Here is a 13704-nt window from a genome sequence, read left to right on the forward strand (position 1 = left end):
GGGCTGGATTGTGCACGGCGGGGCTGGGTATGTCAGCCTCGCCGGCGTTTGAGGCGCGGGCGCGGAGCGCCGTGAGGTTCGGGGCGGAGCCCCGGGGGTGGATGTGGGGGTCAGGACAGGGCGGCGGGGAGTGGGGTCGCGTGCAGGGCCGTGAGGCCTGAGACGGCTCGGGTGAGGCAGACGTACAGGCGGCGCAGGCCCGTGCGCTCGTCCGGCTCGCCGTCGACGATCGCCGCGGGCTCGTCCAGGACCACGTAGTCGTACTCCAGCCCCTTCGCCAGCGACGCCGGCACCAGCGTCAGGCGGGCTTCCACCGTGGTCTCCTCGCCCGGCGCCAGATACGGCAGCCCCGCCTCCCGCAGGGCCTCCGCCAGGGCCGGGATACGGGCGTCCGCCGCGATCAGGCCGATCGAACCCTCGTGGACGAGGGACTCACGGCACGCCGAGACCACCGCCGCCGTCAGGTCCGCCGCCGACGTCTCCGCGATCCGCAGCGAGCCCGGCGTCTCGCGGACCGAGGAGACCGGGGCCAGGCCCGGGGAGATCGAGGGCAGCAGGCGGGAGGCGTAGGTGATCACCTCGCGCGGCACGCGGAAGCCCGCCGTCAGCTCCTCCAGTACCGCCTGCGGCTTGCCCAGGTGAGTCAGGGCCTCGTCCCAGCTGCGCGTCGCCCACGGCGTGGTGCCCTGCGCGAGGTCGCCCAGGACCGTCGCCGAACCCGTCGTGCAGCGCCGCCCCACCGCCCGGTACTGCATCGGGGACAGGTCCTGCGCCTCGTCGAGGACCACATGGCCCAGGGAGTGGGTGCGTTCGACCAGGTCGGCCGTCTCGTCGATCAGGACCAGGTCCGCCGCCGACCACTGCGCCGACTTCACGCTGCGAAACGGCTTCGGCCAGGTCAGCAGCTTCTGCTCGTCCGCGCTGAGCACGCCCTCCGCGTGCAGGGCGAGGAAGTCCGGGTCGGAGAGCAGCCGCAGGACCAGCTTCGCCGGGTCGACCGGCGGCCAGATCGCCTTCACCGCCGTCTTCACCGCGGCGTTGCGGGCCACTGCGTCCTGCACCCGGTCGTCCGGCGCCTCGCCCGCCTGCTCCATCCGGACGAGCACCGCGTGCGCGATGCGCTGCGGCAGCGCCTCCCGGGCCGCGCCGTAGCGGATGTCGCGGTTCTGCAGCTCCTCGACCATCTCCGCGATCTCGTGCGCGGGCACCCGCCAGCGCCGCGACCCGCGCACCACCATCAGCGCCTCGGTGGGCTGCGTGACGTGCGAGCGGACCGCGCGGTTCAGCACCTCCGCCATGCGCGCATCGCCTTTGACCACGGCGGTTTCGGCGGCGTCCGTGCCGCGTACCTCCAGGCCGTCGCGGGCCACCAGGTCGTCGACGGTGGCCTGCTTGACCTCCAGCTCGCCCAGGGCGGGCAGGACCTGCTCGATGTAGTGCAGGAAAGAACGGTTCGGCCCGATGACGAGCGTGCCGGTGCGGGCGAGGCGGTCGCGGTGCGCGTACAGCAGGTACGCCACCCGGTGCAGGCCGACGGCCGTCTTCCCCGTGCCGGGGCCGCCCTGGACGCAGACGGAACCGGACAGGCCGGACCGCACGATCTCGTCCTGCTCTGGCTGGATCGTCGCGACGATGTCCCGCATGGGGCCGACGCGCGGACGCTCGATCTCCTGCTGGAGCAGCTTGCTGACCGCGGCCGCCTCGGAGGGGTCCGACAGGTGCTCGTCCTCGTACGCGGTCAGCTCGCCGCCGGTGTAGCCGAAGCGGCGGCGCAGCGCGATGTCCTGCGGGTCGGTCTTGGAGGCGCGGTAGAACGGCTGGGAGACGGGCGCGCGCCAGTCGATGACCATCGGGTCGCCGTCGGCGTCGTGGACGTGGCGGCGGCCGATGTAGAACTGCTCGCCCTGCGCACCCTCGGCGAGCTCCGCGCCGGGGGCGTGCAGATAGTTCAGGCGGCCGAAGAAGAGCGGGGTGTGGGAGAGGTCGGCGAGGGCCTTGATGCGGTCGTCGATCTGCGCCTGGAGGACGATCGCGTTGACCCAGTTCGCGGTGACGTCGCGGATGTCGAGGGCTTCGACGTCCTCGCGCATGGCACGCAGGGCGGCGCGGGAGGCGGTGAGGTGGGCCCGTTCGCGGTCCAGTGGGCCGGTGGGGGCGGTCGTCGCGTCGGCGGGGGTGGTGTCGGTGGCGTGCGCGGGCACGGGACTGCCTCCAGCTGCTGGTACGGAACAGAAGCCCGCCGGTTTCCGGCCGGAGGGCGGCTCTCCCCGATGAGGCGGTGGGAGGCGGCAAGAGCGGAGATTGTAGTCACCGCGGACCTGCGGCGCGAACGACTTTCGACGCCGGAAGTACCCTGCCGGCCGGTACCTCCGTACGGGTGTCATACCCGGGAGTGTCAGACCCTGGTAGGCCCGTCAGGGGGCGGCATGGGCCGGGAGGAGGAGGCCTGAGGGCTTGGGGTTCCGCCCCCAGAGCGATGTGCTTCCCGCGCCGCGAGCGCACCATGGATCCATGAGCACCGCAACCTTCACCCCGGTCCAGGGTGGCCGCCCGAGCGGCGCCACCGCCATCTCCGATTCCCCTTCCCGCCATTCCTTCGGCAGCATGCTGCGGGCGGCGAAGGTCTTCACTGCGGCCGCGGTGAGCGTCGTCGTCCTGGGCGAATACGCCGAGGACGCGGGCGTCATACGCCGCTGACCACGGCCAGAGCGGCGCACTGCCCGGCGGCCCCGCCGCGCGGCCGTGTCCTGGTGCAGGCACCCCGGTCGCCCCGGCCGGCCGGTGGACGCGCACTCGACGAGGTCTCGACGCGCACTCGACGACGTCCCGACGTGCGCTGGGCGTGCATTGGACGCATTGCGCGGGGAATTGACTGATCCACTAGGGTCTCGCGCGTGAACCGGAGTCACGTCCCCAGCTGCTCGCCGTCGCCCCTCACCGGCGTACTGGTGACGGGCTCGCTGCTCGTGCTGGGCGTGCTCTGCATCGCTCTGCGGATCCCGACGGCCGACGCCCTGGCGGACGGCCTCTCCGCCGCCGAGTGGCACCCGCCCGCCGCGTACCCGCCGTTCGCGGCGATCCTCTTCACACCGGCCGCCTGGCTGCCGACCGGCGCGCTGAAGGCCGTCCTCGTCCTCGGCAACGCCTGCCTGCTCGCCCTGCTGATCACGCTGTCCTGCCGGCTCGCGCGGCTGCCGGCCCGGCGCGGGCCCGTCCTGGCCGCCACCGTCGTCGGCCTGTGGCTGGAGCCGCTGTTCCAGGACCCGCTCCCCGGCCAGATCAACCTGTCCCTCGCCTGCCTGGTCCTGTGGGACCTGGGCCGGCCCGGCGCCGCGCTCGGCAAGGGCTTCGCGCTGGGCATCGCCGCCGGGAGCACCCTCACCCCGGCGGCCTTCGTCCCGTACCTGCTGCTGACCGGCCGCGTCCGGGCCGGGCTGACGGCGCTGGCCGCCTTCGCCGGTACCGCCCTGCTCGGGATGCTGGTCCTCCCGGAGGCGTCCGCCGAGTTCTGGACCCGGCACCTGCCCACCGCGGTCCGGGCCCTGGTGCTGGACTGGCCGGCCCTGTGGGTCTGGTGCGTCCCGGTGCCGGCCGTACTGATCGCCCGGCTTCGCCGCCGGGGCCGCCTCCGGGCCCTGGTGCGCGCCTGCGCCCCAGGCCGGGTCCCGACCCCGCGCCGGCCCCTCGCCGACCCTTCGGTCAGTCGCTCGTCAGCAGCTCGTCGGCGTCCATGATCCGGTAGGCGTACCCCTGCTCGGCGAGGAAGCGCTGGCGGTGCGCCGCGAAGTCCTGGTCGATCGTGTCGCGCGCGACGACCGAGTAGAACCGCGCCTCGTGGCCGTCCGCCTTCGGCCGCAGCACGCGGCCCAGGCGCTGTGCCTCCTCCTGGCGGGAGCCGAAGGTGCCCGACACCTGGATGGCGACCGTCGCCTCCGGCAGGTCGATGGAGAAGTTCGCGACCTTCGACACGACCAGCACGCTGATCTCGCCCTCGCGGAAGGCGTTGAAGAGCTTCTCGCGCTGTGCGTTGGACGTCTCGCCCTTGATGACGGGGGCGTCCAGGTGCTCGCCGAGCTCGTCGAGCTGGTCGATGTACTGCCCGATGACCAGGGTCTGCTCACCCTTGTGCTTGGCGACGAGCGCCTCGGTGACCTTGCGCTTCGTCGCGGTCGTCGCGCAGTAGCGGTACTTCTCCTCCGTCTCGGCGGTCGCGTACGCGAGTCGCTCCGACTCCGTCAGGTTGACCCGGACCTCGACGCAGTCGGCGGGCGCGATGTAGCCCTGCGCCTCGATCTCCTTCCACGGCGCGTCGAACCGCTTCGGCCCGATGAGCGAGAACACGTCCGACTCCCGCCCGTCCTCCCGGACGAGGGTGGCCGTCAGTCCGAGGCGTCGTCGGGCCTGGAGGTCGGCGGTGAACTTGAAGACCGGCGCGGGCAGCAGGTGCACCTCGTCGTAGACGATCAGGCCCCAGTCCCGGGAGTCGAAGAGCTCCAGGTGCGGGTAGACACCCTTCCGCTTCGTCGTCAGGACCTGGTACGTGGCGATCGTGACGGGCCGGATCTCCTTGCGGGTGCCGGAGTACTCGCCGATCTCCTCCTCCGTCAGCGAGGTCCGCTTGACCAGTTCGTGCTTCCACTGGCGGGCCGAGACGGTGTTCGTCACCAGGATCAGCGTCGTCGCCTTGGCCATCGCCATGGCCCCGGCCCCGACCAGCGTCTTGCCGGCGCCGCAGGGCAGCACGACCACACCGGATCCACCGTGCCAGAAGCCCTCGACGGCCTGCTGCTGGTACGGGCGCAGCGCCCAGCCGTTCTCGGCCAGGTCGATCTGGTGCGCCTCGCCGTCCACGTACCCGGCGAGGTCCTCGGCCGGCCAGCCCAGCTTCAGCAGCGTCTGCTTGATCTGGCCGCGCTCGGAGGGGTGCACGACCACGGTGTCGGGGTCGAGCCGCGCACCGACGAGCGGGGAGATCCGCTTGGAGCGCAGGATCTCCTCCAGCACGGGCCGGTCGGTGCTGGTCAGGACCAGGCCGTGCACGGGGTGCTTGGAGAGCGTGAGGCGGCCGTAGCGCGCCATGGTCTCGGCGACGTCGACGAGCAGCGCGTGCGGGACGGGGTAGCGGGAGTACTCCACCAGCGCGTCGACGACCTGCTCGGCGTCGTGACCGGCGGCCCGGGCGTTCCACAGGCCGAGGGGGGTGATCCGATAGGTGTGGATGTGCTCGGGGGCCCGCTCCAGCTCGGCGAAGGGGGCGATGGCCCGCCGGGCGGCTCCGGCGAGCTCGTGGTCGACTTCGAGCAGGAGGGTTTTGTCGCTCTGGACGATGAGTGGACCATTCACGCGCGGCGCCCCGTTTCCTTCAGGTCAAACCTCCAGTGTGCCGTACGGCGCGAAGGCTGGGAACACGGCGCTCGGCGGGTCAGCCGGCCGGGCCCTGCGGAACCGTCCTCGCCCGGTCGTAGGGGTGGCGGTGGGGGTGGCGGTGTGCACGAGCGGTGGCCGGTGGAAAATCCGCTGACGCCGGCAGAGGAGGTCCGTAGGGTCCGGGCATGAGTGAAGATCAGCAGACCTTCGTCCCCGCCGGCTTCGAGGTGCCGCGCGGCCTCGTCGCGGAGGGCTTCCGGCTGGAGCCGCTCGGGGAACAGCACAACGAGCGCGACCTCGCCGCCTGGAGCGGCAGCATCGCGCACGTCCGCGCCACGCCCGGCTTCGCCGGGAGGAAGTGGCCGCCGCCGGAGGGCATGTCCCCGGAGGCCAACCGGGCCGACCTGGCGCGCCACGCGCGGGACTTCGAGGCCCGCACCGGGTTCACGTACAGCGTGCTGGACGGCCTGGACGGCGACGAGGTCATCGGGTGCCTGTACATCTACCCGGCCAAGGAGGCGCCCGGCCGCATCCACGTCAGCTCGTGGGTGCGCGCCGACCGGGCGCCGCTCGACGCGCCCCTGTACGAGACCGTCCGCCGCTGGCTCCGCGAGGTGTGGCCCTTCGACGCCGCGCTGATCGACTATGCGCCGAGGTGAGGCAAGGGGCCCGAGGGGTACGGGGTCTCCACGGGCAGCAGGGCGCGCGCGGCCGCGTCGTCCCCGGCGCGGAGCAGGCCGTGGATCTCCCGGGCCAGCGGGGTCACATCGCGGATGGAGACGGTCCACTCGTCGGCGTACGCCCGTGACGCCGGCCCGGACAGGCCCAGCTGGAGCGAGCGGTACGCCAGCGGGTTCAGGTGGAGGTCGCGCTCGGGGTCCCACTGGACCCGGGCGGGCGCCCCGCGCAGGGAGTCCTTCCAGGCGGCGCTGTCCGCGTGCACGCCGGGCTTGTAGTGGGACAGGCAGGCCCCGGCCAGCGCCTGGTCGAAGCCGGTGCGGGTGATCTCGACCGCCAGCACCGTCTGCTGGCCCTCCTTCGTGGCCCAGCCGCAGCGGTACATCATCCACAGGAACGAGGGCTTGATCCACGTCATCCGATCCCGCTTCCAGGCGGGCGGGAAGCGGCCGTCGCGGGCGGCCGGTTCGCCGAGGCGGGGGGCGTAGGCCTGGTAGACGGTGAGGGTGGTGTCGGTGTGCGATGCGCGGATCCGGCGGGTGGGTTCGACTGGCATGGGGCAAGGGTGGGGGGAGCTTGCGGCGCGCCGCCAGCGGTTTTCGCCGCGCGTGCGGCGCCGCTGCACGGTGGGCCCTGCCCCGGACCCCGGCGCCTCGACCGCCGGCGGGGCTGGAGGATGCGCGGCGGGGATGGGTGGCGCGGCGCGGCGGGATGGCGCGGCGCGGCAGGATGGCGCGGCAGGGCCGGCCGGGAGAGCCGGGTTCGTCCTGTCTAGACCTGGTCCTCCGCCAGTTCTGCCACGCCCGTGATGCGGTGGAGGGCGTACGTGCGGACCTCGTCCGCCGTGTGGTCGTAGCCGGTGACGAAGCCGCCTTCCACGCGAACCGGGGCGATGACCCGCTGGCTGGCCGCGCCGTCCGCGTTCACGTAGCCGATCCACACCGCCGATCCGGTCAGTGCCGCCGCCTGCACCGTCGCCAGGGTCTCCGCAGCGCTCGTGCGCGGGAGTTCGCCCGGCACCCCCGTCGACGGTGCGGGCTCCTTGCGGACCGCCGTCGCCGCCAGGTCGCCCGCCCGGATCGCCCGTACGGCCGCCCCCAGCAGCGTCGCGTCCGGCAGGGGCGGGCCGTCGGGCACCGGGACGGGCGCCGAGCGCGCCGGGGCGCGGTGGGCGTCGGCGCGCGAGACCAGGACGTCGCCGCTGCGGGACTCCGCGGCGGGCGCGTACCCCATCGCCCGCAACCCCTCAAGCAGCGCCTTCGGTTCGGCCTGCGCGGCCAGGACGGTGGGAGCGAGGCGGCGCAGGCCCATCCCGGCCGAGCGCTTGTCGGCCAGGATCTCGCCCAGCATCGCGTCGTCGTCACAGCGGACGTAGGCGGAAGCCGCACCGACCCGCAGGTGGCCATGGCGCCGGGCGACGTCGTCGATGAGGTAGGTGAGGGGCTGCGGGACCGGGGTGCGGCTGTGCTCCTTGAGGAAGGCGTGCAGGTCGGCGGCGGCATGGCCGGCGTCCAGGGCGCGTCGCACCGAGCCGGGCGTGAAGCGGTACACCGTCGCCCCGCCCTTGGACTCCACGTCCGCGAGCACCGCCAGGGTGTCGCCGAGCGGGCGCAGCAGCGGGCCGGGCGCGACGGCCGTCAGGTCGGCCTGCAGCAGGACGTGGTCCACCGGCTCCGGCAGCAGCGGGGCCAGCAGCGGTGCCGGGTCGCGGTGCTCCAGGAGGGCTCGGCCGGGCCCGGACAGGGCACCCCGGCCGGTCACGCCGAGGACTTCCGCCTCGGTCAGCGTCCAGCGCGCGAGGCGGGCGCGCAGATCGCTCGCCGTGCGTACGGGACGCTCCCACGCGAGCCGGTCCAGCAGGGCCTGCGGGTCGGCGGACGCGCCCTCGGGCAGCGCGGCGAGGAGTTCCAGCACGCGTCGGCGTACCTCGGGGGCGGCGGAGCGGTCGAGTTCGGGACCGAGCGCGGAGAGCGTGCGCCCCTTGGAGTCCTGCTCGCCGACCAGGCCGGCCGTGCGGGTGGCCGGCAGCCAGGCCGCCGCGAGCACCGACCATCTTTCTGCGGGCTGCAGTTCGAACCAGTCGTCGAAGGCGGGGGTGGGCGCGTACCGCTCGTCGGCCTCCCCGTCGCCGGCCAGCAGGCCCGCCGCATAGGCGAGTTCGATCCAGAACGCCGCCGACGGCTCGCCGGTCTCCAGGGTGGAGGCGGCCCGCTTCAGGTCCCGTACGGAGAGCCCGCCCGCCCGCAGCACCGGCGGACCGGCGTGTTCCCAGGACTTCACCAGCTCCTCGACGGTGGACAGGGCGGCCAGCGCCTGCCCGGCGGCGTTCGCGTCCACAGCCTGTGGACGGTGCTCGCGGTGGGCCGCCACCGGCGGGGGCACCGGCGCGGTGTCCCGGTGCGCGAGGCCGCCGCGCAGGTGGAGCGCCACCTCTCGGGGCAGGATGACGGTCCGCGCCGACGCGGGCAGCAACAGCCCCCGGTCGCGCAGCCAGCGCACCGGCGGGGTCGGATTCGGGGTCACCTCGCCGTACGGCGGCCCCCACACGAGCCGCCCCAGCACCTGGTGGGCCTCCGCGGGGGCCTCGTCCAGCAGCGCGGACATCCGCTCCGGGTCGGTGAACAGGGCGGTCAGCGAGGCCACGGCGGACACCGGGTCGTGGGTGGCGGGCAGTCCGACCGCCGCCACGATCTCCTGCACCCGGGTCGGTGACATCCCGGACGTGGCCTCCGCGACGGTGGGCCCGAGGCCGGTCGGCGAGGGCCGCTGGGCGGACGGTGCGAGCAGCTCGCGGGCGGTGCGGACCAGGCGCAGACGGTCCTCGTCGCCCCACACCAGGGCCTGGTCGCGCAGGGTGCCCAGGGCGCCGGGGAGCGCGGCGCGGGCGCCGTTGTCCTCGCCGGTGGTGCCCTCCTCGCCGGTCAGCAGCGACTCCAGCACCGGGTACGGGCACGGGTCCGGGGCCACGGCGAGGGCCTCGGCGGTCTGCAGTGTGAACCGGTCCAGGCGCTCCAGCGCCCGCACCACCGAGGCCCGGGTCCCGGCGCGGGTGGCCAGCTGGGTCACATCGCCGGGCACCGGGCTGAGCAGGTCCGGGCGTGCGTGCAGCAGGGCGGACAGGGCCGCGTCGTCGCGGGCGCGAAGCGCCTCGGCGAGGGAGCGCGGGGCGCCGCCCCCGGTACCGGTCCCGGCCCCGGTCCCCGTACCTCCCGCAGCAGTGCTTGCCTCAGGCACAGTCGCCTCCTGGTCGCGTCGGCCGGTCAGTCGGCCGGTCCCCATCCGGTCAACGGTATCCGCTGCGCCCGCAGCAGCTCCACGGGTGCACGCGCTACCTTCGGGACAGGCGGTACGGGAGGAGCCTGGGCGTGGGGATCGAGAGCGACCACCTGGTCTACGAATATCTGAGCCGCGTCGGGGACTTGGCGCAGCAGCGGCAGCTTTCCTCCGGGGACCGGATGCGGCTGGTGTCGGGGCTGCGGGACGAGATCGACCGTCGGCGCGCCAAGTACGACCCGGACACTCCGGCAGCCGTACGCCGCATCCTGGAGCGGATCGGCACGCCGGAGGAGGTCCTGGACACCGTCGGCACCCGGTCGGGCGCGGCTCCGGCGTCCGCCGGACCCTCCGCGCCGTCCACGGGCGCCGGCCTCTCGGTGCCCGTCCAGCGGGAGCCGGGGCGCCTGCGCCGCCGGAGCGCGCCTGCGCCGCGCCCCGCGGCGGAGCCCGAGAACGTGCCGCCGCACCTGGCCGGGATGGACGAGCTCGGGCCCTCCGGCGGGGCCGAGCCCGACTGGTGGCGGGTGAGCCCGGGCCCGCTCGGCGCGGGACCGCAGGTCGAGGGCTTCGCGGGCGGCATCGAGATCCCGGACCTGTTCAAGGAAGGGCCGCAGGAGGAGGACGCGGGGCCGGCGGCGCCCCCGACCGGTCCGCCGCCGAGCCGGGCGCGGGCCGTCATACGGTTCCTGCGTGAGCGGCGGCGCGCGAAGAAGGAGGCCGCCGCGCCGGCGGCGGAGGCCGCGGCCCCGGTCCGCCCCCGGCCGAACGCCTTCCTGCTGCTGGCCGCGGCCGTCCTCGTCGTCGGTGTGGTCACCGGGTACTGGCTGGTCCTCGTCGTCGGATGGCTCCTGCCGTACGCCTCGCGCGTGCTGCAGCCGGCCGAGCGCAAGTGGGCCGTGTTCGGCCCGCCCGGGCTGGTCCTCGCGGGGGCGGTGGTGTGGCTGTGGGGCCGGATGAACGGCAAGTGGGGCGAGACCCTGGCCGACGACCAGCTGAGCGGCGCGCTGCACGGGATGTGGCCGTGGCTGCTGCGGGGCGCCGCCGTCGCCTCCGTGGCCTACCTGGTGTGGAGGGCCCGCCGCCGCTGACCGCGGGCCGTGTGCCGGGGTCCCGGCCCCGACCCCGCGCCTGAACGCCGGCGGGGCTGAGGGGCGGGGCCGGGAGAAGGCCCCGTGCAGCGGTCACCGCCTGGGGTGTCAGCCGCCCACGATCGTGCGCTGCGTCTTTTCCAGGGGGTCGCGGTCGGCTGTCTTGACCAGGTCGAGGAAGGCGGGGGCCTTGGCCAGCTCCAGCAGCTGTTCGGGGGTGACGGGCGCCGAGGTGTTCGACTCGTCGTGCGGGTTGACGGTCAGCGAGACGTTGCTGGCGCCGTAACGGAACCAGAGCAGGGACTCGGTGACGTTGCCGTTGTTGACCGGCGAGGTCGCCGCCTTGGCCTCGATGCCGCCGGGCAGGGTGGCCTTCTTGCAGAGCGTGCCCCTCACCTCCTGGCAGGGCTGGCTGCTGGTGCCCGGCTCGAACGGCCGTACCGAGAAGATGATGCGGAAGCTCTTGCCGTCCTTGGTGCCCTGGTACTGGCGCACGCCGAGGTCGATCCGCTGCACGGTGCCGACCGTCGTGGGCAGCAGTTCCTGGAGGACCCCGACGGCCTGGTTCTGGAAGTTCTCCTGCCGGGCCCGTTCGGCGGGCGGCAGATCGGCCATCGAGGATTCGCCCGGGGTGGGTTCGATGTGGACCGGCGGTGGCGGTCCGGAAGTCGTCGGCACCGTGGCCACGTCGATGACCTCGGTGGTTCCGGTCGCCCCCTGATCGCCACTGCCGGGCAGGAAGAGGGCCCCGGCCACGCCGAGCCCGGCGACGGCCAGCACCGCACCGCCGATCACGGCCCGGGCGCGCGCCTTGCGGCGCAGGCCCTGGGCGCGGGCCGGGCCCACCAGGTCGGTCATGGCGGGCAGTTCCGCGGTCGCACGGTCCATCGCTTCCCGGACGAGCAGGGCTGCGGCGCGGTCGTCCGCGTGCTCTTCGTTGGTACCCATGGCGTCTCCTCAGCTCTCGGTGGCGTAGATGTGGGCCTCGCCCAGCTGCGTGCGCAGCTTCGCCAGGGCGCGCGAGCACTGGCTCTTGACCGTTCCCTCGCTGCAGCGCAGCAGATCGGCGACCGTCTCGACGCTCAGGTCCTCCCAATAGCGCAGGACGACCATGGCCCGGGCCCGTGGCGGCAGGGCGGCCAGTGCGGCGAGCAGGGTGACGCGCAGCTCGGCGTGTTCGGGCCGGGGCGGCGGGTCGGCGCGCGTGTGGGCCAGGAGGTCGCGCAGGCGCCGCCGTCGCTCGGCGAGGAAGGTGCGGGTCAGCACGGTCCTGGCGTACGCGTCGGGATGGTCCGCGGCGGACACCCGCCGCCAGTGCTGGAACAGCTTCGCGAGCGTCGTCTGCGTCAGATCGCGTGCGCCGTCGGCGTTCCCGCACAGCAGGTAAGCCGTCCGGTACAGCTTGCGCTGACCGGCCCGGGCAAAGGCCTCGAAGTCGTGCTCGGTGCCTGGCGGCATCCGCCCTCCCCTTCACATCGTGTCTCTCACCCCTGTCCTGAGTGCTGTCGCACGGAAAAGGTTGAGCACGGATTTCGAGGGATGCGGCGGGACCTCGTGGCAGCTTCGGATCCGGTTGCGCCCAGCGCGCCGGTCGCCACGGCGGGCCGTACCTCCCCGCGTACGTTCCCCTGGCGGAGGCCGGGTGTACGCCTGCCGTACGGCCGCCTCGGCACAATGGTCGCCATGAACCTCACCGTCGGCTTCGACCTCGACATGACCCTCATCGACTCGCGCCCCGGAATCAAGGCCGCCTACCAGGCGCTGTCGGCCGAGACGGGTACGTTCATCGACGCCGCCGCGGCGGTCACGCGGCTCGGGCCGCCGCTGGACGAGGAGCTGGCGCACTGGTTCCCGGAGGCCGAGATCCCGGCCATGGCCGACCGGTACCGGGAGATCTACCCCACCCACGCCATCGAGCCGACCCCGGCGATGCCCGGCGCCCGGGAGGCGATCGAGGCCGTCCAGGCGCTCGGCGGCCGCGCGATCGTCGTCACGGCCAAGCACGAGCCCAACGCCCGCCTGCACCTGGCCCACCTCGGCATCGAGGCCGACGCGGTCGTCGGCTGGCTCTGGGCGGAGGCGAAGGCCGGTGCGCTGCGCGAGTACGGGGCGCAGGTCTACGTCGGCGACCACGTGGGCGACGTACGCGGGGCCCGTACGGCCGGCGCGCTGTCCGTGGTGGTGCCGACCGGTCCGTGCCCGGAGCCCGAACTGCGCGCGGCGGGCGCGGACGTGGTGCTGCCGGACCTCACGGCGCTGCCGCAGTGGCTCGCGGAGTACGTCGCGGCGCAGCCCGTCCAGCAGTCCGTCTAGCAGTCCGGCCGACAGGCCGGCCCGGGCAGCCCGGCGACGCGGACCGCCCGGGCGATCCGCGGACAGCCGTCCGGGCTTGGACGGGCCCGGACGGGGCCCGCGCCCCGGATCAGGCCTGCGAGGCCCGGGCGGCCTTGCGCTGGGCCGCGGCCGAGCGGAGCACGCCCGCCGCGGAGATGGCGAAGCCGACACCCATCAGCATGCACACGGCCCACGCGTACGACGGGAACGGCTCGATGTCGAGGAACAGCGGAGCCATGGTCGCCAGCGTGGCCACGGCCCCGGCGATGAACACGATGCCGCCGGCCTTGACGAGTCCGTCGCCGGGCCGCGCTTCGTCGGAATGAGGAGTAACAGTCACCCCACCAGGGTAGTTCCCTGGCCGAAGGCAGCCGACGGCGAAGGACCGGGGAACGTCTTGTCACCCGGCCCCTGACCATTAGCCTTGAGGTGGCGGGTCACACATGGCCCGCTGCGCTGTTGTCCGGAGCCGTTCCGCGGAACTCCGGACCCCCGACGAGCACAAGGACAGAGGACGGACGTGCCTACCGGCAAGGTCAAGTGGTTCAACAGTGAGAAGGGCTTCGGCTTTCTCTCCCGTGACGACGGCGGCGACGTCTTCGTCCACTCGTCGGTGCTCCCTGCCGGGATCGACTCCCTCAAGCCCGGCCAGCGCGTCGAGTTCGGTGTCGTCGCCGGCCAGCGCGGCGACCAGGCACTTTCGGTGACGGTACTGGATCCGGCACCGTCCGTCGCGGCGGCCCAGCGCCGCAAGCCCGACGAGCTCGCCTCGATCGTGCAGGACCTCACGACCCTGCTGGAGAACATCACTCCGATGCTGGAGCGCGGCCGCTACCCCGACAAGGTGCACGGCACGAAGATCGCCGGGCTGCTGCGGGCGGTGGCCGACCAGCTCGACGTCTGACCCTCCGACCGTCCGGCGTACGACGGCGCCCCGCCACTCGCAAGAGCGGCGGGGCGC

Annotated in this window: 13 protein-coding genes; 6 read left to right on the plus strand and 7 right to left on the minus strand. The window is 73.9% G+C overall.

Annotated elements, in window-relative coordinates; genetic code table 11:
* Positions 1-110 precede the first annotated feature (110 nt).
* A complete protein-coding gene (locus ACWGIF_RS36415; protein ID WP_453503984.1) occupies positions 111-2201 on the minus strand; it encodes a HelD family protein in 2091 nt (696 codons plus the stop codon).
* Between the two features lie 310 nt (positions 2202-2511).
* Here ACWGIF_RS36415 and ACWGIF_RS36420 point away from each other — a divergent pair, with 310 nt between their 5' ends.
* Together ACWGIF_RS36420 and ACWGIF_RS36425 are read left to right on the plus strand one after the other, a co-directional pair.
* On the plus strand, positions 2512-2697 hold the full coding sequence (locus tag ACWGIF_RS36420) for a hypothetical protein (RefSeq protein ID WP_453503986.1): 186 nt from the start codon (positions 2512-2514) through the stop codon (positions 2695-2697).
* Positions 2698-2894: 197 nt separating this feature from the next.
* Positions 2895-3734 (plus strand): glycosyltransferase family 87 protein, encoded by an 840-nt coding sequence (locus tag ACWGIF_RS36425; protein WP_453503988.1) that lies wholly within the window; start codon positions 2895-2897, stop codon positions 3732-3734.
* Here ACWGIF_RS36425 and ACWGIF_RS36430 read toward each other — a convergent pair.
* Complete coding sequence (locus tag ACWGIF_RS36430) at positions 3700-5343, minus strand: DNA repair helicase XPB (protein WP_453503989.1); 1644 nt, start codon at positions 5341-5343, stop codon at positions 3700-3702. The genes ACWGIF_RS36425 and ACWGIF_RS36430 overlap by 35 nt on opposite strands.
* A gap of 209 nt (positions 5344-5552) precedes the next feature.
* On the opposite strand from ACWGIF_RS36430, the gene ACWGIF_RS36435 reads away from it, so the two are divergent.
* A complete protein-coding gene (locus ACWGIF_RS36435; protein ID WP_453503990.1) occupies positions 5553-6026 on the plus strand; it encodes an N-acetyltransferase in 474 nt (157 codons plus the stop codon).
* On the opposite strand, the gene ACWGIF_RS36440 is transcribed toward ACWGIF_RS36435, so the two are convergent.
* A complete protein-coding gene (locus tag ACWGIF_RS36440; RefSeq protein WP_453503991.1) occupies positions 6011-6601 on the minus strand; it encodes a DUF4291 domain-containing protein in 591 nt (196 codons plus the stop codon). The two genes, ACWGIF_RS36435 and ACWGIF_RS36440, sit on opposite strands and share 16 nt — an antisense overlap.
* 215 nt (positions 6602-6816) lie before the next feature.
* Positions 6817-9324, minus strand: coding sequence for a helicase-associated domain-containing protein (locus ACWGIF_RS36445; protein ID WP_453503993.1), 2508 nt, complete (start codon positions 9322-9324; stop codon positions 6817-6819).
* An 86-nt stretch (positions 9325-9410) separates the two neighbouring features.
* Between ACWGIF_RS36445 and ACWGIF_RS36450 the strand changes: the two genes are divergently transcribed.
* Positions 9411-10409: a hypothetical protein gene (locus ACWGIF_RS36450; RefSeq protein WP_453503995.1), complete on the plus strand. Its 999-nt coding sequence runs from the start codon at positions 9411-9413 to the stop codon at positions 10407-10409.
* Positions 10410-10517: 108 nt separating this feature from the next.
* On the opposite strand, the gene ACWGIF_RS36455 is transcribed toward ACWGIF_RS36450, so the two are convergent.
* Positions 10518-11357: a hypothetical protein gene (locus ACWGIF_RS36455; RefSeq protein WP_453503997.1), complete on the minus strand. Its 840-nt coding sequence runs from the start codon at positions 11355-11357 to the stop codon at positions 10518-10520.
* A 9-nt stretch (positions 11358-11366) separates the two neighbouring features.
* Positions 11367-11867: a SigE family RNA polymerase sigma factor gene (locus ACWGIF_RS36460; protein WP_453503998.1), complete on the minus strand. Its 501-nt coding sequence runs from the start codon at positions 11865-11867 to the stop codon at positions 11367-11369.
* A 216-nt stretch (positions 11868-12083) separates the two neighbouring features.
* On the opposite strand from ACWGIF_RS36460, the gene ACWGIF_RS36465 reads away from it, so the two are divergent.
* Complete coding sequence (locus ACWGIF_RS36465) at positions 12084-12722, plus strand: HAD family hydrolase (protein ID WP_453504000.1); 639 nt, start codon at positions 12084-12086, stop codon at positions 12720-12722.
* A gap of 109 nt (positions 12723-12831) precedes the next feature.
* Here the strand turns inward: ACWGIF_RS36465 and ACWGIF_RS36470 are convergent, their stop codons facing one another.
* Positions 12832-13083, minus strand: a complete 252-nt coding sequence (locus tag ACWGIF_RS36470) for a hypothetical protein (protein WP_453504002.1) — start codon at positions 13081-13083, stop codon at positions 12832-12834.
* 180 nt (positions 13084-13263) lie between these two features.
* Here ACWGIF_RS36470 and ACWGIF_RS36475 point away from each other — a divergent pair, with 180 nt between their 5' ends.
* A complete protein-coding gene (locus ACWGIF_RS36475) occupies positions 13264-13647 on the plus strand; it encodes a cold-shock protein (protein WP_451170968.1) in 384 nt (127 codons plus the stop codon).
* Positions 13648-13704 lie beyond the last annotated feature (57 nt).

This window comes from Streptomyces sp. NPDC054849 (assembly GCF_053610945.1).

Coding starts and splice junctions, on each gene's coding strand:
- ACWGIF_RS36420 (WP_453503986.1), top strand. CDS start 2,512: ATGAGCACCGCAACCTTCACCCCGGTCCAGGGTGGCCGCCCGAGCGGC.
- ACWGIF_RS36440 (WP_453503991.1), bottom strand. CDS start 6,601: ATGCCAGTCGAACCCACCCGCCGGATCCGCGCATCGCACACCGACACC.
- ACWGIF_RS36460 (WP_453503998.1), bottom strand. CDS start 11,867: ATGCCGCCAGGCACCGAGCACGACTTCGAGGCCTTTGCCCGGGCCGGT.
- ACWGIF_RS36435 (WP_453503990.1), top strand. CDS start 5,553: ATGAGTGAAGATCAGCAGACCTTCGTCCCCGCCGGCTTCGAGGTGCCG.
- ACWGIF_RS36445 (WP_453503993.1), bottom strand. CDS start 9,324: ATGGGGACCGGCCGACTGACCGGCCGACGCGACCAGGAGGCGACTGTG.
- ACWGIF_RS36465 (WP_453504000.1), top strand. CDS start 12,084: ATGGTCGCCATGAACCTCACCGTCGGCTTCGACCTCGACATGACCCTC.
- ACWGIF_RS36455 (WP_453503997.1), bottom strand. CDS start 11,357: ATGGGTACCAACGAAGAGCACGCGGACGACCGCGCCGCAGCCCTGCTC.